Raw genomic sequence first — 19,384 nt, forward strand, 5'->3', positions numbered from 1 at the left:
GCGGCACGGTCCGCTTTTGCGGACGTCAGGGGGAAGCAGCATCGCCTGTCGCCGGATCGACGTCGCCGGGAAGTCGGCCATGACGACGCGTCTGTCAATCCAGACAATCGGGCGAGGCGTCGGGCTCGGGGCTTGCGTCGGCCTCGGCCGCGTTTCTCCCCAGCCGCAGCTCGTCCCCCCATCGCAGCCGCCGCGCGGCGGCGTAGGCCGGCTTCTGCCGCCTGGGAACGAGGGCCACCGCGACCGTGCCGTCGGTGCCGCAAAGCTTGGCCGCGACCGCGATCTTCGAGGTTTCGGGCCGGTCGAGGATGCGGCCGGCGTTAGCCTCCTTGAACAGCGCCGGGCGCACGGCGACGAGATAGGAGAACTTTTCATCCTCGTAGCCGAGCGTCGCGGCCTTGGCCGCCATGTGGTCGCGGCTGCGGGAGAGGCGCACGGCAAAATGGCACCAGTCCGGCGCAACGAGCGGGCAGGGCGCCTGGTGCGGACAGGGCGCGAGGATCTTCGCCTGGAGCCCGATCAGGACGTCGCGAGCGGCGAGGATGCGCTGATAGCCGGCGGGTGTTCCCGGCTCGACGATCACGAGGGCCCCGGCGGTCGCCGCCCAGAGACGTTCCACGACCTCTCCCTGCGAGGGTTGCGCGAGTTCGGCAAGGGCATAGCCGAGGACGACGAGGTCGCTTTGCGGCAGCGGCGCCTTGCCAACGAGATCGGCGAGACGCTGGACCGGCTGGCGCAAGGCCGTACTTACCGCATCCGCTGCGAGCGTCCGGGCGAGGTCGAGGAAAGCGCGGTTGCAGTCGACCTGCGTCAGCGCCGACAGGGTCGGAAAAGCCTCGGCCATCGCCCAGCTGGCGGTGCCGGGACCCGCGCCGACGTCGAGCCCCGAGGCGGGCGCGAAGTCCGGACAGCGCTCGACGAGGCGGTCGAGAACGTGGCGCACGGCTGCATAGGTCGCCGGCAGGCGGCTCACGGCATAGGCCAGCGCGTCGCCCGCCTCGCGGACGACGCCGGTCGACGTCGCCCCGGCGCGATAGGCGTGCGAAATCCTTCCCGCCCGCGCATGAAGATCGCCGCGCTGGCGCCCTTCCATCAGCGCGTCGATCGCCGCGCCGAGCGCTGCGGGAAGCTCAGCCACGGGCCGCGCTCATCGCTGGTGTTCCTGCCAGCGCGGATGCTGCCAGGCGACGAGGTCGAGGGACGGCAGCATCGGAACCCCGAGGATATGGTCTGCGGCCTTCTCGCCGACCATGATCGAGGGGCCGTTCAGATTGCCGTTGGTGATGCGTGGAAAAATCGAGGAATCGGCGACGCGCAGGTTTTGCGTGCCGATGACGCGGCATTCCGGGTCGACCACCGCCAGCGGATCGTCGGCGGCGCCCATGCGGCAGGCGCCGCAGGGGTGATAGGCGCTCTCGGCATGCTCGGCGATGAAGGCGTCGATCGCGTCGTCGCTCTCGACCGCGGCGCCTGGCTGGATCTCCCGGCCCCGATAGGGCGCAAACGCATTCTGCGCGAAAAGCTCGCGGGTGAGACGCACGGCAGTGCGAAAATCGGTCCAGTCCTCGGGCTGGCTCATATAGTTGAAGCGGATCGACGGCGCGTCGGAGGAGGAGGGGCCGGTGAGCTTGATGCTGCCGCGCGATTTCGACCGCATCGGCCCGACATGCGCCTGGAACCCGTGGCCGGGCGCGGCCGAAGTGCCGTCGTAGCGCACGGCGGCCGGAATGAAGTGATACTGGATGTCGGGATAGTCGACGCCTGGGGCAGAGCGGACGAAGCCGCAGGCCTCGAAATGGTTCGTGGCGCCATGGCCGGTGTGCAGCAGCATCCATTCCAGACCGACGCGGCCCTTGGCGAAGAGGTTGAGGTAGCCGTTGAGGGTGATCGGCTGCGTGCATTCCTGCTGGATATAGACCTCGAGATGATCCTGGAGATTGCGCCCGACGCCCGGCCGCGAGACGAGCGGCTCGATGCCGGCGGCCTTCAGTTCCTCCGGCGCCCCCAGCCCCGAGCGCAGGAGAAGGAGCGGCGAGTTGATCGCGCCGGCGGCCAGCACCACTTCCCGCCGCGCCCGGATGATCCCCGGCAGCCGGCGCCCGCGCCGAACCTTCACGCCGGTCGCCTTGACGCCGTCGAAGACGACATTCACCGCCTCGGCGTTGATCAGCCGGCAGTTGCCGCGCCGGATCGCGGGCCGGAGATAGGCGTTCGCCGTCGACCAGCGGCGGCCGCGCCAGATGGTGTGCTGCATCGGGCCGAAGCCCTCCTGCTGCGCGCCGTTGTAGTCGTCGGTGACGGGAAAGCCGGCTTCGCGCCCCGCCTCGATGAAAGCCCGATAGAGCGGATTCAGCATGGCGCCGCGCTTCATGTGCAAAGGCCCGTCGAGGCCGCGCCAGACCGGGTCGCCCTCTTCCATCGCCTCCATGCGCTTGAAATAGGGGAGAACGTCGCGATGCGCCCAGCCTGTCGCGCCCGACTCGGCCCAGTGGTCGAAGTCGCGGGCATGGCCGCGGACATAGACCATGCCGTTGATCGAGGAGGAGCCGCCGATCACCTTGCCGCGCGGCGTCGCCAGCCGGCGGTTGCCGAGCGTTTTCTCGGGCTCGGCGCGATAGCCCCAGTCGTAGCGCTTCATGTTCATGGGAAAGGACAGCGCGCCCGGCATCTGGATGAAGGGCCCGGCATCCGTTCCGCCGGCCTCGACGACGATGACGTCGTAGCGACCGTGCTCCGACAGCCTGTAGGCGAGCGCCGCACCGGCCGAGCCGGATCCGACGACGACATAATCCGCTTCGGCGATGATACGCATGCAAGTCTCCGGTGAGGATCAGGTCTGTCTTTGGAAGGCAAATTTGTAACGGATACGAAACGGATCATTTCGTCGGCGAATCGATACCGATGGCGGCAGAAATTTCGCTGTCGATGAAGCGCTCGACGACCGCGGCTGCTGCTTGGCGGGTGGGGGCATGGACGGCCGCATCGCCGCCATGTGGCGCGAGAGCGTGGCGCAGCCAGACGCCATCGATCAGCGATCCGGCCGCCTGGGCGATCGGACGAGCGGCGGTGCGGCCGACAAGGGGCGTCAGCGCGGCGACCAGATTGGATTCCAGCCGCCGGAAATAGATCGCGAGCAGCCTGGCCGCTTCGGCATTGCGCCGGGCGTGGAGATAGAAGACCAGCCAGGCCGCGACCGCCTCGCCGGTGAACTGACGCGGATCGAATGATCCTTCGAGAATCGCCGAGATCCTGGCCCGCGGCGTCTCGGCGGCGCGCAGGCGTTCCGTCACGCCGCCGCGGTATTCGCCAAGGAGATGACGCATGGCCGCCAGCATCAGATCGTCCTTGGCGCCGAAATAGTGATGCGCCAGCGCCGGCGACACGGCGGCTCGCCGGGCGATCTCGGCCATGGTCACGCCGAGCGATCCCTCGCCGTCGATCGCGCCGATCGCCGCCCTGATCAAGGCTCCGCGCCGCTGTCGTTCGATTTCGCCCTTGGACATGGCTCCACCCTCTGTTCGAGAGCGCTTTTAGGGCCGATTGATTGACTGATCAATCAACCATTTTTGGGGGGTGGGAACCGACGTCTCCATTCCCGTCTTCGTCGCGCCGCGTCGCGTCGCGGTCGCGCTCGTAACGCTGTGCCAGCGGAAAGGGCGGCAGCCAGGATTCGCGCCGGAGGGTCCAGAGCTCATAGGTCGGCACGAACTGGTCGGGGGCGTCGAAGGAGCCGAGATGGACTTCGACCTCGTCGCCGCTGCGCCCGAAGACGGGCGAACCGCAGCGCGGACAGAAATGCCGCCCGGCATAGTCGCGCGTCTCCCCGGCGACCACGACGGCATCCTGCGGGAAGATCGCGGAGGCGTGGAAAAGCGCGCCGTGATGCTTGCGGCAGTCGAGGCAATGGCAGAGGCCGACCCGGTAGGGTGATCCGCAAGCGGTGATCCGCACGTCTCCGCACAGGCAGCCGCCGGTCAATGTGTCCATGCCTGGCTCTCCCTCGGGTGCCCCGATCGACGTCACGATGGGGCGGTCCTTGCGCCGGCGTCGAGACCGGCCAGCACCGTCCGGGATCTCAGCCCTTTTCGGTATAGAGCACGCGGTGGTCGAGCAGGAAGCGGGCGAAGAAGGGAAGGCTTGCGCCGCCGATCTCGCGGGCAGTGGCACCGATCGTGCCGGGCCGGATGGTCACCGGCGACAGGCCTTCGCGCCGGATCCGTCCAAGGGCTGCAGCGGTTTCCGCCACCAGCCGGTCGCGAACGTCCGTCGGAAAGCTGCCGTCGATGATGGCGCATTCGAAATCATAGACCGAGGTTGCCGAGACGATGGCATGGGCGAGGCCGCAAGCGGCCATGGCGAGCCAGCGGTCGAGACTCGGGCCGAGATCGGGCCATTCGCCCTCGACGCGCCAGAGGTCCTGCGGATCCCGGCCCTCTGCCCGCATCATCTTCTCGAGGACATGGATCGAGGCGGAATTGATCAACTGGTCGTAATTGCCGGGCCGCCCTCCCGCCATGTCGGGCCGAGGCACCAGCATCGAGCCGAGCGCCCCGGCATTGCCCGAGCGACCGATCACCAGGTCGCCGTCGATGACGATGCCGCCGCCGACAAAGGCACCGATGAAGAAATAGACGTAGTCGGCGCATTTCGACGTACCGAAGACATGTTCGGCGGCGCAGGCGGCCGTTGCGTCATTGGCCAGTTGCACCGGCTGGCCGGTCAGGGCGGACAGTTCGGCGGCGATGTCGACATGGCGCCACTCGTCCATTTCGCCCGCCGGCGCACCGAGCTCCTCGGCCCAGTCCCAGAGGGCATCCGGAATGGCGACGCCAAGGCCGGTGACCCGCGTCCTGCCATGGTCGTCGATGGAGTCCAGCAAGGCTTTCGTCGACTCGGCAACGAAAGCCTTGATCTCCGAGACCTTGGGAAGGGGATAAGGGCGGCGACGGCTCGCCCGGATCGTGCCGACGAAATCCATCAGCACCAGCTCGACCGAGCGACGGCCGATCTTGAGGCCGAGCGAAAACGCCCCGTCGGGGTTCAGCCGCATCGGGATCGACGGCTGGCCGACCCTGCCGCGGCGCGGCGCATCGCGCAGGACCAGGCGTTCGGCCTCGAGCACGCGCATGATGACGGAGGCGGTCTGCGGCGACAGTCCGGTGCGCCGGGCAATGTCGGCTTTCGCCATGACGCCGTGACGGCGGATGAGGGACAGCACCGCGCGCTCGTTGTGCGCCCGGAGCCCGGACTGGTTGGAGCCGCGCATCCGCTCCGTGGACACCCGCGCGTCTCCGGCCGGCTCCGCCGCCAGGGTCTGTTTGCCATTGAACTCGTTCAAGCGATCAACTCCTCAGGCCCGACCCCGCGGGATCATGCCTCGGCACCCTCTCCCAAAGGTGCCTTCCGACTTGTCACCACGCGACGATCGGCGCATTCTGCCGAACGAGCCATCGGCGGCGGCACCCGTTCCAGTTTCTGTTCGGTCGAATTACGAATTCACTCGACGCATCAGCAGGTTCGCTGGACAAGGTTGTCCCCGTTACACCTCGCTGTCAATATTTAAATCCGCATGAGTTATTTATGTTGACAGGCACGCTGCGGTCGGGTTGTCTGGCTGCCAACCGAGGCGGCGAGGAGGCCGCACCCGGAAACCGTCGCCACGGCCGCGCGCCCGGCGAAATCAGTTCATATCTGGGAGGATATCCATGACGCTTCGCACACTCTTCGCCACGACCGCGCTTGCCGCCGTCGCCGGCTTCGCCTCGCTGGCGACGCCTGCCGTCGCCGCCGACGGTCCGCTCGTTTGCCTGATCACCAAGACCGACACCAATCCCTTCTTCGTCAAGATGAAGGAGGGCGCGCTCGCCAAGGCCGAGGAGCTCGGCGTGCAGCTGCAGACCTATGCCGGCAAGATCGACGGCGACACCGAGAGCCAGGTCGCGGCGGTGGAGAGCTGCATCGTCGGCGGCGCCAAGGGCATCCTGATCACCGCCTCCGACACCAAGGCCATGGTCGCCCCGCTGCAGGAGGCCCGCAAGGCCGGCATCCTCGTCATCGCGCTCGACACGTCGCTGGAGCCGATCGATTCGGCCGACGCGACGTTTGCCACCAACAATTTCACGGCCGGCGAACTGATCGGCAAGTGGGCCAAGGCCTCGCTCGGCGACAAGGCGGCCGACGCCAAGATCGCCTTCCTCGACCTGATCGCGGCCCAGCCCTCGGTCGACGTCCTTCGCGACCAAGGCTTCATGACCGGTTTCGGGATCGACACCAAGGACGTCGCCGTCATCGGTGACGAGGACGACGCCCGCATCGCCGGCCACGACGTCACCAATGGCAACGAAGAGGGCGGCCGCACGGCCATGGAGAACCTTCTCCAGAAGGAGCCGGGCATCAACGTCGTCTATACCATCAACGAGCCTGCCGCTGCCGGCGCCTACGAGGCGCTGAAACAGGCGGGCATGGCGGAAGACGTCCTCGTCGTCTCGATCGACGGCGGCTGCCCCGGCGTGAACAACGTCAAGGACGGGCTCATCGGCGCGACCTCCATGCAGTATCCGTTGAAGATGGCCGCGCTCGGCGTAGAGGCCGTCAAGGCCTTCGTCGATACGGGCAAGAAGCCGGAAAAGACCGCCGGGCTCGACTTCACCGATACCGGTGTCGACCTCGTCACCGACAAGCCCGTCGATGGCGTGACGTCGATGACCTCGGAAGAAGCGCTCAAGGCCTGCTGGGGCTGATTTCCCGGCTGCACTTCTTTGAACATCGGGCCCTAGAGCATGATCCCGGAAAGTGGATTCCGGCTTTCGGAAAAGATCATGCGAGGACAAGGACCTAAAGCGGGTCGGCGATTCGAAGAAAAGCCATCCCGCTTTAGAAGCGGTGCCGATGTTCGATTGTCCGAAGCGTCAAGTCAGCAACCCCTGACTGTTCCCTCTGCCAGTGAAACCCTGCGGCGCCCCGGCGCCGCGGGTGCCGGCCCGTGACGCCGTCGGCGGATCGCTTGCCTCCATCCCGCACCGCCGCATGATCCGCCCCTTGCGGTCGACGGAAGGGCGGATAGGATCGGGCGATACTCGGTCGCCTGCCGGTTGCTCTGATCCCGTCGATGAGAAGGTGAACCCATGTCAGACAGCCCCGGAACGCCCCCGGTAGCGCCCGCAAAGCCGGCCGCCGCCGATTTCGAGCAGGCTGCGGCGCAAGGCGAGTCGAAGGTTGCCGCCTTCGACGCGAGCCACAGGGGCGGCCTCGCCCGCCTCCAGCATTTCCTCCACGCCAACCCGACCATGGTGCCGGTCCTGGTGCTGGCGGTCAGCATCGCCGTCTTCGGGCTGATGCTCGGCAGCCGCTTCTTCAGCCCGCAGACGCTGAACTTCATCCTGCAGCAGGTGACGATCGTCGCCATCATCGGCGTCGCGCAGACGCTGGTGATCATCACCGCCGGCATCGATCTCTCCGTCGGCGCGATCGCCGTCCTCTCCTCCGTGGTGATGGGCCAGTTCGCCGTCAATCTCGGCCTGCCGACGCCGCTTGCGATCGCCTGCGGCCTTGCCGTCGGTCTCTGCTGCGGCCTCATCAACGGCTTTCTCGTCGCCAAGCTGAAGCTGCCGCCCTTCATCGTCACGCTCGGCACCTGGTCAATCTTCCTTGCCGCCAACTTCATCTATTCGGCCAACGAGACGATCCGGGCCCGGGACATCAGCGACGCCGCCCCGCTGCTGCAGTTCTTCGGCACGACCTTCCGCATCGCCGGCGCGACCTTCACCTATGGCGCGGTGCTGATGGTCGTCCTCGTCATCGTCGTCTTCTACATCCTCAACAACACGGCCTGGGGTCGACACGTCTACGCGCTCGGCGACGATGCCGATGCCGCGCGTCTCTCCGGCATTGCGACGACGCGCACGCTGATCTCGGTCTATGCCGTCGCCGGCCTGATCTGCGGGCTCGCCGGCTGGGCGCTGATCGGCCGCATCGGCTCGGTCAGCCCGACCTCGGGCCAGGAGGCGAACATCCAGTCGATCACGGCCGTGGTGATCGGCGGCACCTCGCTCTTCGGCGGCAGGGGCTCGGTCTTCGGCACGCTGATCGGCGCCCTCATCGTCGGCGTCTTCGCCATGGGCCTCCGAATCTGGGGCACCGACCCACAGTGGACGCAGCTCACCGTCGGGGCGCTGATCATCCTCTCTGTCGCGGCCGACCAGTGGATCAGAAAGGTCTCGGCATGAACCAGGTCCCCGTCCTCTCCGCCCGTGGCCTCAACAAGCGCTATGGCCGCGTCGTCGCCATCGACAATGCCGACTTCGACCTCAGGCCCGGCGAGATCCTCGCCGTCATCGGCGACAACGGTGCCGGCAAGTCGACGCTGATCAAGGCGGTGTCCGGCGCCGTCATCGCCGACAGCGGCGAAATCCTGCTCGACGGCGCGCCGATCACCTTCGACAATCCGCAAGGGGCTCGCGACGCCGGAATCGAGACCGTCTACCAGCAGCTCGCTCTGTCGCCGGCGCTGTCCATCGCCGACAACATGTTCCTCGGCCGCGAGATCCGCCGCCAGGGTTTTGCCGGCAAGTGGCTGCGCATGCTCGACAAGCCGAGAATGCGCCAGATCGCCCGCGACAAGCTCTCCGAACTCGGCCTGATGACCATCCAGAACATCGATCAGCCGGTGGAGACGCTCTCGGGCGGCCAGCGCCAGGGTGTCGCGGTGGCCAGAGCCGCCGCCTTCGGCTCGAAGGTGCTGATCCTCGACGAGCCGACGGCAGCCCTCGGCGTGAAGGAATCGCGAAAGGTCCTCGACCTCATCCTCGAGGTGCGCTCGCGCGGCCTGCCGATCGTCCTCATCTCGCACAACATGCCGCATGTCTTCGAGATCGCCGACCGCATCCACATCCACCGCCTTGGCCGCCGCCTCTGCCTCATCGACCCGAAGAGCGCGACCATGTCGGATGCCGTGGCGCTGATGACGGGCGCGAAGACGCCGGAAGCGTCGATGTTGGCAGCTTAGGGCTGGAGCTTTCTCCAGTTTCGACCTGACGCTTCAGGTACCGTTGCGCCTGCCTGCGACTGCGCAGATGATCGGACTGGCAGGATTGGCGGCCGGCCTCAAAGGAGAACGTCGATGGGGCTTGCGGCGCGGCCAACAATCTTCATGGTTTCAGCCATTTGGGATGCGGATGCGTCTGTCTGGGCGGGTTCCTGCGATGCAGTGCCCGTCGCGGCCGAAGCTGACACTCTGGACGCACTGTTGCAGAAAATCGGCGACATGACGTCGGATCTTCTGGCCGACAATCACCCGGGCGTCGAACCCGCCTCGGTCTTCTTCCAGCTTTCGGCACTCCGCGAACTGGAGCGACACTCCGACGCGGCATGATGGCGCCGCGGACCTTCGATCGTGAAGTGCGCCTGTTACTGCGGGCTGCCGGCTGCCATGTCTTGCGGCAGGGGACAGGCAGTCACGAGATCTGGTTCAGCCCGCTGACAACGCGCAGCTTTCCGGTCCAGGTCGGCATTGCGAGCCGGCACACCGCCAACGCGATTCTACGTCAGGCTGGATTGCCCAAATCCTTCTGATCGCTCTGATGTCACTGGAACTGAGCTAAAGCCCGTACCTCTCGGCCTCCCGCGAACTGCACCGCGCGACTGCCGCCCGCGACCCATATCGCGCGACGACGTTCGCCCGCGACGCGACAGGCGCTATCTCAGCTATCGGCCCCGTCACAACAAAGGACCTGGTAGTGTCCGCGCTGGTGGTGGAAACTCGGATCTCAGATGGTGCGACGGAGGTGGCCACCGGATTGGCCGGCTAAGGTGGAGTTGCGAGACTTCAACCTGACCGGAGCACCCGATGACCGAGGACAGATTACCGCTTGCCGAGCTTCTGGCAAAAGCCGGAGACGGCGATTTCCTGAGGACGATAGCCGAGAGCGTGATGCAGCTTCTCATGGAGGCCGACGTGGAGGGCATGATCGGCGCCGGGCGCCATGAACGCACCCTGGAACGGGCGACCTATCGCAACGGCTACCGGGACCGCTCGTTCGATACCCGGCTTGGCTCCTTGCAGCTTCGCATCCCCAAGCTTCGACAAGGCAGCTACTTTCCGCCGTTCCTGGAACCGAGAAAGCTCTCGGAGAAGGCGCTTGTCGCGGTCATCCAGGAGGCCTGGATCAGCGGCGTGTCCACGCGTCGCGTCGACGATCTGGTGCAGGCCATGGGACTGTCGGGGATCGGCAAGAGCACGGTGTCGAAGCTGTGCAAAGATATCGACGACCGCGTCGGCGGCTTTCTCGATCGCCCGCTCACCGGCGACTGGCCCTATCTCTGGCTCGACGCGACCTACCTGAAGCAGCGCGAAGGCGGCCGTATCGTCTCGGTGGCGGCAATAATCGCTGTCGCCGTCAACACCGACGGCAAGCGCGAGATCGTCGGCCTTCACATCGGGCCCTCGGAAGCGGAGACCTTCTGGTCGACCTTCCTCAAGAGCCTCGTGCGCCGCGGCCTTTCCGGCGTGAAGCTCGTGATATCGGATGCCCATGAAGGGCTGAAGGCCGCCATCCGCCGGGTGTTCAGCGCCTCCTGGCAGCGCTGCCGCGTCCACTGGATGCGCAACGCCCTGTCCTATGTCCCGAAGGCGCAGCAAAGCATGGCGGCTGCGGCCCTGCGCCAGGCCTTCATCCAACCCGATCGCGCCGGCGCGGCCCAGGCGCTGCGCCACGTCGCCGACCAGCTCCGGGGAAAGTGTCCCAAGCTCGGCAGCTTCATCGACGACAGCGAGACCGACGTGCTGGCGCATCTGGACTTTCCCGGTCAGCATCGGACCCGGATCCATTCGACCAATTCCCTGGAGCGCCTGAACAAGGAGGTGAAGCGGCGCGCCGATGTCGTCGGCATCTTCCCGAACGAGGGCTCCATCATCCGCCTCATCGGCGCCGTCCTCCTCGAGGCCAACGACGAATGGCAGACGCAAAACCGCTACATGCAGACCGAACCCATGGCCGAACTCATGTCCAACAGCACCAAGCCCGAAACCGTACGTATTTCCACCGCAGCCGCCTGAAACCGAGCCGCTTCAGTTACACCCCAATTTCCACCACGTTGACGGACACGACCAAGGACCTGCCCATGGCTCTCACGCTCAACGTCGTCACCACGTCCACCCGTCCCGGCCGCAAGGGGCCCGTCATTGCCGAGTGGTTCGCCGGCTTTGCGCGTGAGCATGGCGGGTTCGAGGTCGTGGCGGTGGACCTGAAGGAGGTCGGATTGCCGCTCTTCGACGAGCCGGAGCATCCGGCCCGGCAGCAGTACCAGCACGACCACACGAAGCGCTGGGCCGCCCTGACCGACAAGGCCGATGCCTTCGTCTTCGTGCTGCCGGAATACAACTACAACCCGCCGCCGAGCTTCTTCAACGCGGTCGACTATCTCAGCCGCGAATGGAACTACAAGCCGGTCGGCTTCGCCTCCTATGGCGGCGTCTCCGGCGGCATCCGGGCGGTCCAGGCGGCCAAGCCGCTGATGACGACGGTGAAGGCGATGCCGATTCCCGAAAGCCTCGCCGTCCAGACATTCACCAGATACATCGGCGAAAAGGGTTTCGAGCCCCAGGAATTCCACCTGTCATCCTCGAAGGCGATGCTGGACGAACTGCTGAAATGGGCGGGCGCGTTGAAATCCTTGCGGCCCTGATTTCCCTCGGCCCCGTCCGGCGTTTTTTCAGAAACGATCGAAAAGCCATTCCTGGTCAATGCCTTGTACGGCGGATGCACGGCCGTTCATCGACCCGGTGAAACCGCGGGCGTGTCGGACCATGAGGCACGGGTGATCTTTCCCGGAACCTTTCGTGCACGGACCTGTTACCACGGCGACTCCGTCGGCGCCGCCGGCTTTGACTGCGAAAGGAAGAAACACGCCATGACCCATACTCCTCCCCCGCCACGCCAGGGCGGAAGCCTCAACGCCGTCTGGTTCATTCTGGGCGGACTGGTCATCCTGGCCGTCCTCTATTTCGCGTTCTTCTCCGGCGGCCCGGCCGCGACGCCGACCGCGGGTGACACGACCACGAACACGACGATCGAGGCCCCGGCTTCCACAGCCCCCGCCGCCGATCCCGCCCCGGAAGCACCGGCTGCCGCGACCCCCGAGCCCGTCGAGCCGGCCACGCCTGCTCCGACGACGCCGGCCCCGGCCAACTAAGACTTCGGTCGACAGAGCCTGCAAGAAGCCGCTGGAGCAATCCGGCGGCTTTTTCGTGCCGGAATGACGGCCTGCCGACGGACTCGTCCGCTGCTGGATGGCCCGCAGGGACCGAGCGCCACGCCTATTTTTCCGCACCCGTCTCCAGCGCACTCGTCGCGACATGCACGACGGAGGGATCGTCGGGGCTTGACCGCACGGTGAAGCCGAGCGCTCGAACCAGCCGCAGCATGCTGGTGTTCTCCCTCAGGACCTCCCCCTCGACCCGGCCGATGCCGCGTTCTCGCGCATAGGCGAGGATCTCCGTCATCAGGAGGGAGCCGAGGCCCGTGCCCTTGAGGTCCGAGCGCACCATCACGGCGAACTCGCCCTTGTCGTTGTCGGGCGCGGCGATCAACCGGACGACGCCGCTGATCTCGGCGCTGCCCGGCGTCTGTGCCACGAAGGCCATTTCACGATCGTAGTCGACCTGCGTCAGGCGCGCGGCGAAGGAGTGACCGAAATCGCTGCGCGGCGCAAAGAAGCGCAGGCGGACGTCGTCGCGCGAAGAGCGCTGCAGCATGTCGACGATGGCCGCCTCGTCGTCCGGACGGATCGGCCGGATGTCGTAGGTGATGCCGCGTTTCGTCGCCGCCCCATGGGCGAGGCGGCGGGGATAGGGCCGAATGGCGGACAGCGGCCGCACGCCGCCCGGTCGGCGCAGCACCACGCGCGCGTCGAGGACGATGACACCGCCGGCATCGGCGCGCAGGGGGTTGAGGTCGAGTTCGCTCACCGCCGGCATCTCGGCCGCCAGTTGCGACAGCTTCACGAGGGTCGTCGCGACGGCGGCGAGATCGGCCTTGGGACGGTCGCGGTAGCCGGCGAGAAGCCGTGACACGCGGGTGCGCGAGATCATGTCGTGCGCCAGGACGTCGTTCAGCGGCGGCAGGCCGACGACGCGGTCGCCGATCACGTCTGTCGCCGTGCCGCCCTCGCCGAAGAGAATCACCGGGCCGAACACCGCGTCCTCGGCAATGGCGAGCACCAGCTCGGTCGCCCCCCGCCGCATCATCGGCTGGACGATGAAGCCGTCGACTCGCGCATCCGGGGCCTTCTCCCGGATCGTCTCGAGCATGTCCTCGGCTGCCTGCCTCACCATGGGCAGCGAGGCGATGGAGAGATGAACGCCGCCGACGTCGGATTTGTGGGTGATGTCGCGCGACAGGATCTTCAATGCCACCGGCAGGCCGATCGCCGTCGCCGCGGCGCAGGCCTCGACCGGGGTGCGGGCGACGATCGTGCGGATGACCGGGATGGCGAAGGCCGAGAGAAGGTCGAGCGACTCCGGACCGGTCAGGACGAAGCGCCCTTCCGCAAGCGCCGAAGCGACGATCGCCTCGGCCCTGGCACGATCGATGGCAAACCCTTCGGCGACCGGCGTCTCCATCAGGAGCTCCTGGTTGCGCCGATAGTCGTCGAGCTGCACGAAAGCCGCGATCGCCCGCTCCGGGGTCTCGTAGGTGGCGATCCGCTTGGCATCGAAGAGCTTGCGCGGTGCCAGCGCCGAATCGCCGCCGAGCCAGCAGGTGAGGAGCGGGCGTCGCGGACCCGAGGGCGTATCGGCGACCGCATGGGCGGCCGCCATGCGGTCGGCGAGCGCCGTCGGGCCGTTGAGGACGAGGATGGCGTCCGCCGTGTCGGCAGCGTGGATGGCGTCGAGGGCCTCGCGGTAGCGGGCCGCATCGGCGCGGGCAAGGATGTCGACCGGATTGCCGAGTCCGCCATCGCCGGAAGGCAGCTCGGCAAGCCGCGCGCCGGAGCGCGCCACCGCATCGGCGGCGATCACCCCGAGACCGGCGCCGTTGGTGAGGATGGCGAGTCGGTCGCCGCGGACGCGCAGCCCGCTCGAAAGTGTCGCGACGGCCTGGAAGAGCGCGTCCAGCGTGTCGACCCGGAGCATGCCGGCCCGGCGGAAGGCGGCGTCGTAGATGGCGTCCTCCCTGGCGATCGCGCCGGGATTCAGTGCCTCCACGGCCGCGCCGTGGATGCTGTGCCCGGTCTTGACGACGACGACCGGCTTCGTGCGGGCCGCGATGCGGGCCGCCGAGAGGAACTTTCGCGCCTCCGTCAGCTGCTCGACATAGAGGAGGATGATGCGGGTCCGGGCGTCCGATTCCAGGAAATCGAGAAGGTCGCCGAAATCCACGTCGCTCATGCCGCCGAGCGAGACGACATGCGAGAAGCCGATGCCGCGCGCGGCGGCCCAGTCGAGCACCGAGGTGGCGACGATGCCGGACTGGGTGAGGAAGGCGATGTGGCCGGGCAGGGGCGCCCGGTGGGCGATGCTGGCGTTGAGCCCCGCCGCAGGCGACATCAATCCGAGACAGTTCGGCCCGACGATGCGCAGGAGATGCGGCTTGGCGGCGTCGAGCATGGCCTGCCGCAGACCGAGCCCCCGAGCGTCCCCGTCCTCGCCGAACCCGCTGCTGATGACGACGGCGGCGCGGCAGCCGCGCCCGCCGAGCGCCGCGACGAGGTCGGGAATCTCGGCGGCAGGCGAGGCGATGACGGCAAGATCGGGCGTCAGCGGCAGGTCGTCGACGGTCTTGTAGGTCAGCACCGAGCGGATCGCCTGCGTCGACCGGTCGACCGGCAGGATCGGCCCCTTGAAGCCGCTTTCCAGGAGATTGCGTGCCAAAACCCCGCCGATCGACGCATCGCCGGGCCCGGCGCCCAGAAGCGCGATGGCGCGCGGGGAAAACAGCGCGTCGAGATTGCGGATGGTCACCGCGTCTCCTCTTTTTCGACCTCTGACGGTCCTACAGCTAGGCCGTCACCCGGCTGGGGAAAGCAAGCCTCAGGTCATCCCCGGCATGCAAGGAGGGGGCCTGCCCGGCCCGGATCGTGTCGCGGTGGAGGCGCCGCCTGACGGGTAATCGTGTGTCGCTGCCGCATCGGCGATCCACAGGCTTTCCTCCAGCCGGCCGGTTCATCTTAACGCCTTATTAACGACGCCGCCCTTAGATCGACATGGAAACCAAGAATTAACCAATATGACCGAAGCCTTAACCATGATCAAACCGGTTCGCCTGCGTGGCCGCTCCTTCCTGGCGCTGGTGCTGTCGCCGGAACTGCCCTTCCGCGACTGGCTCGCCAGCCTCGACGATCTGGCGGCCCGCTCGACCGGCTTCTTCCTCGGCCGCCCGATCGTGCTCGACGTCGCCGGACTGAAGATCACGCGCGAGGATCTTTCCGACCTGCTGGCAGCACTGGCGACGCGCAATGTCCGGATCATGGGCATCGAGGGCGCGGCGTCCTCGCTGCTCGGCCCCGGCATGCCGCCCGAGATGCGCGGCGGCCGCGCGGCTGGCGACATCGTTCCGGACGAGACGCCGGCGGAGGCCGAAGCCGGGCGACCGAAGGTCGTGGGTGCGCCGCCGATCGTCCCGGTGCTGCAGGGCTCGCTCGTGATCGATTCGCCTGTGCGCTCCGGCCAGTCGATCGTCTTTCCCGAAGGCGACGTCACCATTCTCGGCTCCGTCGCCTCCGGTGCCGAAGTCATCGCCGGCGGCTCGATCCACGTCTACGGCTCGCTGCGCGGAAGAGCGCTCGCCGGCTCCGCCGGACAGCCGACGGCGCGCATCTTCTGCCGCAAGCTCGAGGCCGAGCTGATCGCCATCGACGGGCTCTACAAGACCGCCGAGGACATCGAGCCGCGCTTCATCGGCCAGTCCGTCCAGGCCTGGCTCGACGGTGACGAGCTGAAGACCGTGGCCCTCGGCTGACCCGACCTCAACGAACAAGGAAATGCATATGGCCAGAGTGATGGTGGTGACATCGGGCAAGGGCGGCGTCGGCAAGACGACGTCGACCGCGGCCCTCGGAGCGGCGTTGGCGCAGGGCGGACAGAATGTCGTCGTCGTCGATTTCGACGTCGGCCTGCGCAATCTCGACCTCGTGATGGGTGCCGAACGGCGCGTCGTCTACGATCTCATCAACGTCGTCCAGGGCGACGCGAAGCTCTCGCAGGCGCTGATCCGCGACAAGCGCATCGACACGCTGTCGCTGCTGCCGGCCTCGCAGACCCGCGACAAGGACAACCTCACGATCGAGGGCGTCGACCGCGTCATGGCCGAATTGCGCGAGCGCTTCGACTGGGTGATCTGCGACAGCCCGGCCGGCATCGAGCGCGGCGCGACTTTGGCCATGCGCCATGCCGACGTCGCCGTCGTCGTCACCAATCCGGAAGTCTCCTCGGTGCGCGATTCCGACCGTATCATCGGGATTCTCGACGCCAAGACGCTGAAGGCCGAACGCGGCGAGCGCATGGAGAAGCATCTCCTCCTCACCCGCTACGACGTCGCCCGCGCCGAGCGCGGCGACATGCTGAAGGTCGAGGACGTCCTCGAGATCCTGTCGATCCCCCTCCTCGGCATCATTCCGGAGAGCCCCGAGGTGCTGCGCGCCTCCAACACCGGCACGCCCGTCACCCTCAGCGATGCGTCGAGCGCGCCGGCCCGGGCCTACATGGACGCGGCGCGGCGGCTGAACGGCGCCGACATCCCGATGACCATTCCCGGCGACCGCAAGGGCCTGTTCGGCCGACTGTTCGGCAGGAGGGCGGCATGAGCCTGTTCGGCTTCTTCAACAAGCGCTCCACCGCGCCGGCGGCGCGCGAGCGCCTGCAGGTGCTGCTCGCCCATGAGCGCGCGACCATCGGCCAGTCCGACCTCGTCGCCGTCCTGCGCGAGGAGATCCTCGCCGTCATCGCCAAGCATGTCGCCATCGACCGCGACAAGGTGAAGGTGAAGATGGAGCGCGGCGACGTGGTCTCGACGCTGGAGGTCGACATCGAACTGCCTGTCCTTCCCAGCCAGCGGACCTTTGCCGCGGCGCATTGATCGCCGGGAGCCGACCGCGGCGTGCCGATTCGGTCTGCCGCAAGCTTCGGCTCCCATACTCCGACCATGGTCCGCAGAGGGATCATGGGCCGGCGCCGCCATCACGGCGCGTCGGCGACACAGGCCGGGCGGCCGGAAGTCGGCCATCCCGGATCAGCTTGAAAGGACCCACGCGATGAATAGAGCCGAGCTTCTGAAGCGTCTGCAGGAAGTCCAGGACGCGCCGCAGCTGAAGGGCCGCGACGTGCGCAGCATCACCGCCATGCTCGGCATGGATGCCCTGCGCAAGCATGTCGAGGTCTGCGAGGCTGCCGCCGGCCGCAGTCACTGATACCAGCGCGCTTGCGGGCGCCCCGGCCGGCCGCAGCAGCGGGCGGCCCAAGCCCCGGGCATGCGCAAGACCGATTGGCGCGACCCGTCGTTCGCTCGGCCGGCAAGGCGTCGCCCCGACGCGATAAGCTTGGCCGGGCACAACGGGATGCCGGCCGGAAAACCCGGGTCGCGCTGTCGGCCCTGTCTCCGGCCCCGTTCCCGGCAAGGCTTACGGTCGCCGGCGAAGGACGGGGCACGGGCGGATCCGTCGCCGGCCGGCCGAATTTCTTCGGTGCCGGGAGGACGCCGCCAAAGATCCAGCAGTCTTGTCAGGCTGCGATGGGGAAGGGCCTCAGCATGGCCTGTGCCTGACGCGAGCGCGGCGGATCGATACGCACGTCCGTTGCCGCGGGAACTGTCGCCGGCTTGTCGAATCCGCCGCGTCCGCCAGCCCATGATGACGTCCGTGGCGAGCACGCTGGCGCATCGGACGTGACGGCGCCTACGGGCATGTCGGCCCCTGTGCCGTGGCTCGCTGCCGAGCCCGAGGAGGGTTGGCAGGTCGCAAATAGGGATCTGGACAAAATAACCCGACGGTCCGTGCAGGGCTTTTCAGCAGGAATGGGGGCTGTCGCCGCGGAAACCCGCCGCGTCTGGCGACGCGCGGTCGGGCTTCTACGGTGCCGAAGACGTTCTGCCGCCGGCGATCGCTCCCCGGCCGCGAGCGTCGGGCGTCAGGGCCTCAGGCAGCCACCCTGGACAGGGAGATGCGCTTGCGCCGCTGCGGGTTGAGCTCGATCTCGACGGCGCTGCCGTTGCGAGACTGGTCGAACAGGACCTCGCCGACGGCGCCGGCGACCGTTGCCAGCGAACGCTCGTCGCAGTGCGACGCGACGACCAGGCCGAGGGCGCGCATGTGCGAGCGGCCGTAGCAGAAGGCGGCGAGCGAAGCCCGCTGCAGCGGCGGCAGCTGCACGACGACTTCCTGGATACGATCCGCGTTCGAGCGCAGCAGCAGGGCCAAAAGCTCCAGCGCGACGGGGCATTGGGCTTCGTTGGGAGCATAGCGGTTGTGCATCGTCCGACCTCTCTTTGGATGGCCTCTAAAATGCCGGCAATATCGTTAACGAAACATTAAGGAACGGCGCCCGGCACGACTATCACCTTGCTGTTGCGGCATAATTGCCGCAGGCGACAAGCCTGGCGATAGCCGCGAATCCGTCCAGCCAGGCGGTGCGCCTGCGCTCTTCGGGAACGTTCCGCCCTCCGGCGGCAGGAACCGGCTGCGGCTTATGCTTGCGGCGGGAAATCGCTTCACCCCTCGCGGAAAGCCCTGAACCTGCCGGTGGGCGTTAGCCCGGACCGGACGGGGCCTTGCGGCGACCGGATCGGTGCCGGGCGCCGGAAATGTCGGTCAGCCGGGCTCTGGAGCGAGGGCAGGACCGTGCAGCAGACTAAGGAAGTAATCTGAACCCATCATCGCCCGGGTGCATTCCTTGGGTCCAACCCCCGAAGGAGAGATCCATGGTGACGACAGTCGGTACCGAAACCACTTTCGAGAAACTCGTTCAGAACCTTCTCGTTCTCGAGCACGACGCCATCGCGGCCTATGACAGCACCATCGCCAAGCTCGACAACGAGACTTCGCGCACCAAGATCGCCGAGTTCAAGGACGATCACGTGGCGCACGTCGCCGAACTGACGCGGATGGCCGGAACCCTCGGCGTGGACGCGCCGACCGAAGGCGATCTCAAGCAGTATCTGACGACGGGCAAGGTCGCTCTCGCCTCGATCATCGGAGACGGCGCCATCCTGAAGGCGATGTCGACGAACGAGATCGAGACCAAGATGGCCTACGACCACGCCGCCAAGAACGCCGCGGCGCCGGCCGATGCGCAGGCCTATTTCCGCAAGGCGTATGATGACGAGAGCCGTCACAAGGCCTGGATGGACGCGAACGCCTGATCTGGCGGACGTCACGTTTTCCGCGGGACTTTCCT

The 19,384-nt window shown here is 67.2% G+C and carries 20 protein-coding genes; 13 read left to right on the plus strand and 7 right to left on the minus strand.

Annotated features, from left to right (window positions below):
* Window positions 1-94 precede the first annotated feature (94 nt).
* From Sa4125_RS22565 to Sa4125_RS22585, 5 genes are all read right to left on the minus strand, one after another.
* Complete coding sequence (locus tag Sa4125_RS22565) at window positions 95-1,138, minus strand: small ribosomal subunit Rsm22 family protein (RefSeq protein WP_224001935.1); 1,044 nt, start codon at window positions 1,136-1,138, stop codon at window positions 95-97.
* Window positions 1,139-1,147: 9 nt separating this feature from the next.
* Window positions 1,148-2,812: a choline dehydrogenase gene (gene betA, locus Sa4125_RS22570; protein WP_224001937.1), complete on the minus strand. Its 1,665-nt coding sequence runs from the start codon at window positions 2,810-2,812 to the stop codon at window positions 1,148-1,150.
* Window positions 2,813-2,876: 64 nt separating this feature from the next.
* Window positions 2,877-3,503 carry a transcriptional regulator BetI gene (gene betI / locus Sa4125_RS22575; RefSeq protein ID WP_224001939.1) on the minus strand — a complete coding sequence of 209 codons (627 nt, stop codon included), beginning with the start codon at window positions 3,501-3,503 and terminating at the stop codon, window positions 2,877-2,879.
* Between the two features lie 49 nt (window positions 3,504-3,552).
* Window positions 3,553-3,987 (minus strand): GFA family protein, encoded by a 435-nt coding sequence (locus tag Sa4125_RS22580; protein ID WP_224001940.1) that lies wholly within the window; start codon window positions 3,985-3,987, stop codon window positions 3,553-3,555.
* 88 nt (window positions 3,988-4,075) lie between these two features.
* Window positions 4,076-5,338: an ROK family transcriptional regulator gene (locus Sa4125_RS22585; RefSeq protein WP_345944303.1), complete on the minus strand. Its 1,263-nt coding sequence runs from the start codon at window positions 5,336-5,338 to the stop codon at window positions 4,076-4,078.
* A gap of 367 nt (window positions 5,339-5,705) precedes the next feature.
* Here Sa4125_RS22585 and Sa4125_RS22590 point away from each other — a divergent pair, with 367 nt between their 5' ends.
* The 8 genes from Sa4125_RS22590 to Sa4125_RS22625 all read left to right on the plus strand — a co-directional run bounded on the left by Sa4125_RS22590 (window position 5,706) and on the right by Sa4125_RS22625 (window position 12,189).
* Window positions 5,706-6,740 (plus strand): sugar ABC transporter substrate-binding protein, encoded by a 1,035-nt coding sequence (locus Sa4125_RS22590; protein ID WP_224001942.1) that lies wholly within the window; start codon window positions 5,706-5,708, stop codon window positions 6,738-6,740.
* 384 nt (window positions 6,741-7,124) lie between these two features.
* The gene (locus Sa4125_RS22595) at window positions 7,125-8,225 is read left to right on the plus strand and encodes an ABC transporter permease (RefSeq protein ID WP_224001943.1); all 1,101 of its coding nucleotides are present in this window, start codon (window positions 7,125-7,127) and stop codon (window positions 8,223-8,225) included.
* Complete coding sequence (locus Sa4125_RS22600) at window positions 8,222-9,004, plus strand: ATP-binding cassette domain-containing protein (protein ID WP_224001945.1); 783 nt, start codon at window positions 8,222-8,224, stop codon at window positions 9,002-9,004. The genes Sa4125_RS22595 and Sa4125_RS22600 overlap by 4 nt, the downstream gene beginning before the upstream one ends.
* A 114-nt stretch (window positions 9,005-9,118) precedes the next feature.
* Window positions 9,119-9,370 (plus strand): DUF1902 domain-containing protein, encoded by a 252-nt coding sequence (locus tag Sa4125_RS22605; protein ID WP_224001947.1) that lies wholly within the window; start codon window positions 9,119-9,121, stop codon window positions 9,368-9,370.
* Window positions 9,370-9,570, plus strand: a complete 201-nt coding sequence (locus Sa4125_RS22610; protein WP_224008151.1) for a type II toxin-antitoxin system HicA family toxin — start codon at window positions 9,370-9,372, stop codon at window positions 9,568-9,570. Before Sa4125_RS22605 ends, Sa4125_RS22610 begins: the two co-directional genes overlap by 1 nt.
* A gap of 274 nt (window positions 9,571-9,844) precedes the next feature.
* A complete protein-coding gene (locus Sa4125_RS22615) occupies window positions 9,845-11,053 on the plus strand; it encodes an IS256 family transposase (protein ID WP_223998612.1) in 1,209 nt (402 codons plus the stop codon).
* A 38-nt stretch (window positions 11,054-11,091) separates the two neighbouring features.
* Entirely contained in the window at window positions 11,092-11,682 is a 591-nt protein-coding gene (locus Sa4125_RS22620; protein WP_345944304.1) for an NADPH-dependent FMN reductase, read from the plus strand.
* Window positions 11,683-11,907: 225 nt separating this feature from the next.
* Window positions 11,908-12,189, plus strand: coding sequence for a hypothetical protein (locus Sa4125_RS22625; RefSeq protein ID WP_224001949.1), 282 nt, complete (start codon window positions 11,908-11,910; stop codon window positions 12,187-12,189).
* A gap of 124 nt (window positions 12,190-12,313) precedes the next feature.
* Here the strand turns inward: Sa4125_RS22625 and Sa4125_RS22630 are convergent, their stop codons facing one another.
* Entirely contained in the window at window positions 12,314-14,959 is a 2,646-nt protein-coding gene (locus Sa4125_RS22630; protein WP_224001951.1) for a bifunctional acetate--CoA ligase family protein/GNAT family N-acetyltransferase, read from the minus strand.
* Between the two features lie 265 nt (window positions 14,960-15,224).
* Between Sa4125_RS22630 and minC the strand changes: the two genes are divergently transcribed.
* From minC to Sa4125_RS22650, 4 genes are all read left to right on the plus strand, one after another.
* Window positions 15,225-15,956: a septum site-determining protein MinC gene (gene minC, locus Sa4125_RS22635; RefSeq protein ID WP_224001953.1), complete on the plus strand. Its 732-nt coding sequence runs from the start codon at window positions 15,225-15,227 to the stop codon at window positions 15,954-15,956.
* A 28-nt stretch (window positions 15,957-15,984) separates the two neighbouring features.
* Complete coding sequence (gene minD / locus Sa4125_RS22640) at window positions 15,985-16,800, plus strand: septum site-determining protein MinD (protein WP_224001955.1); 816 nt, start codon at window positions 15,985-15,987, stop codon at window positions 16,798-16,800.
* Window positions 16,797-17,072 carry a cell division topological specificity factor MinE gene (gene minE / locus Sa4125_RS22645; protein ID WP_224001957.1) on the plus strand — a complete coding sequence of 92 codons (276 nt, stop codon included), beginning with the start codon at window positions 16,797-16,799 and terminating at the stop codon, window positions 17,070-17,072. The genes minD and minE overlap by 4 nt, the downstream gene beginning before the upstream one ends.
* Window positions 17,073-17,247: 175 nt before the next feature.
* Window positions 17,248-17,403, plus strand: coding sequence for a hypothetical protein (locus Sa4125_RS22650; RefSeq protein ID WP_224001959.1), 156 nt, complete (start codon window positions 17,248-17,250; stop codon window positions 17,401-17,403).
* A gap of 723 nt (window positions 17,404-18,126) precedes the next feature.
* Here Sa4125_RS22650 and Sa4125_RS22655 read toward each other — a convergent pair.
* The gene (locus Sa4125_RS22655) at window positions 18,127-18,462 is read right to left on the minus strand and encodes a hypothetical protein (protein WP_224001961.1); all 336 of its coding nucleotides are present in this window, start codon (window positions 18,460-18,462) and stop codon (window positions 18,127-18,129) included.
* Between the two features lie 446 nt (window positions 18,463-18,908).
* On the opposite strand from Sa4125_RS22655, the gene Sa4125_RS22660 reads away from it, so the two are divergent.
* Entirely contained in the window at window positions 18,909-19,349 is a 441-nt protein-coding gene (locus Sa4125_RS22660) for a ferritin-like domain-containing protein (RefSeq protein ID WP_224001963.1), read from the plus strand.
* The last annotated feature ends 35 nt before the right edge of the window (window positions 19,350-19,384 follow it).

The sequence above is a fragment of the Aureimonas sp. SA4125 genome (genome assembly GCF_019973775.1).
Classification (GTDB): Bacteria; Pseudomonadota; Alphaproteobacteria; order Rhizobiales; family Rhizobiaceae; genus Plantimonas.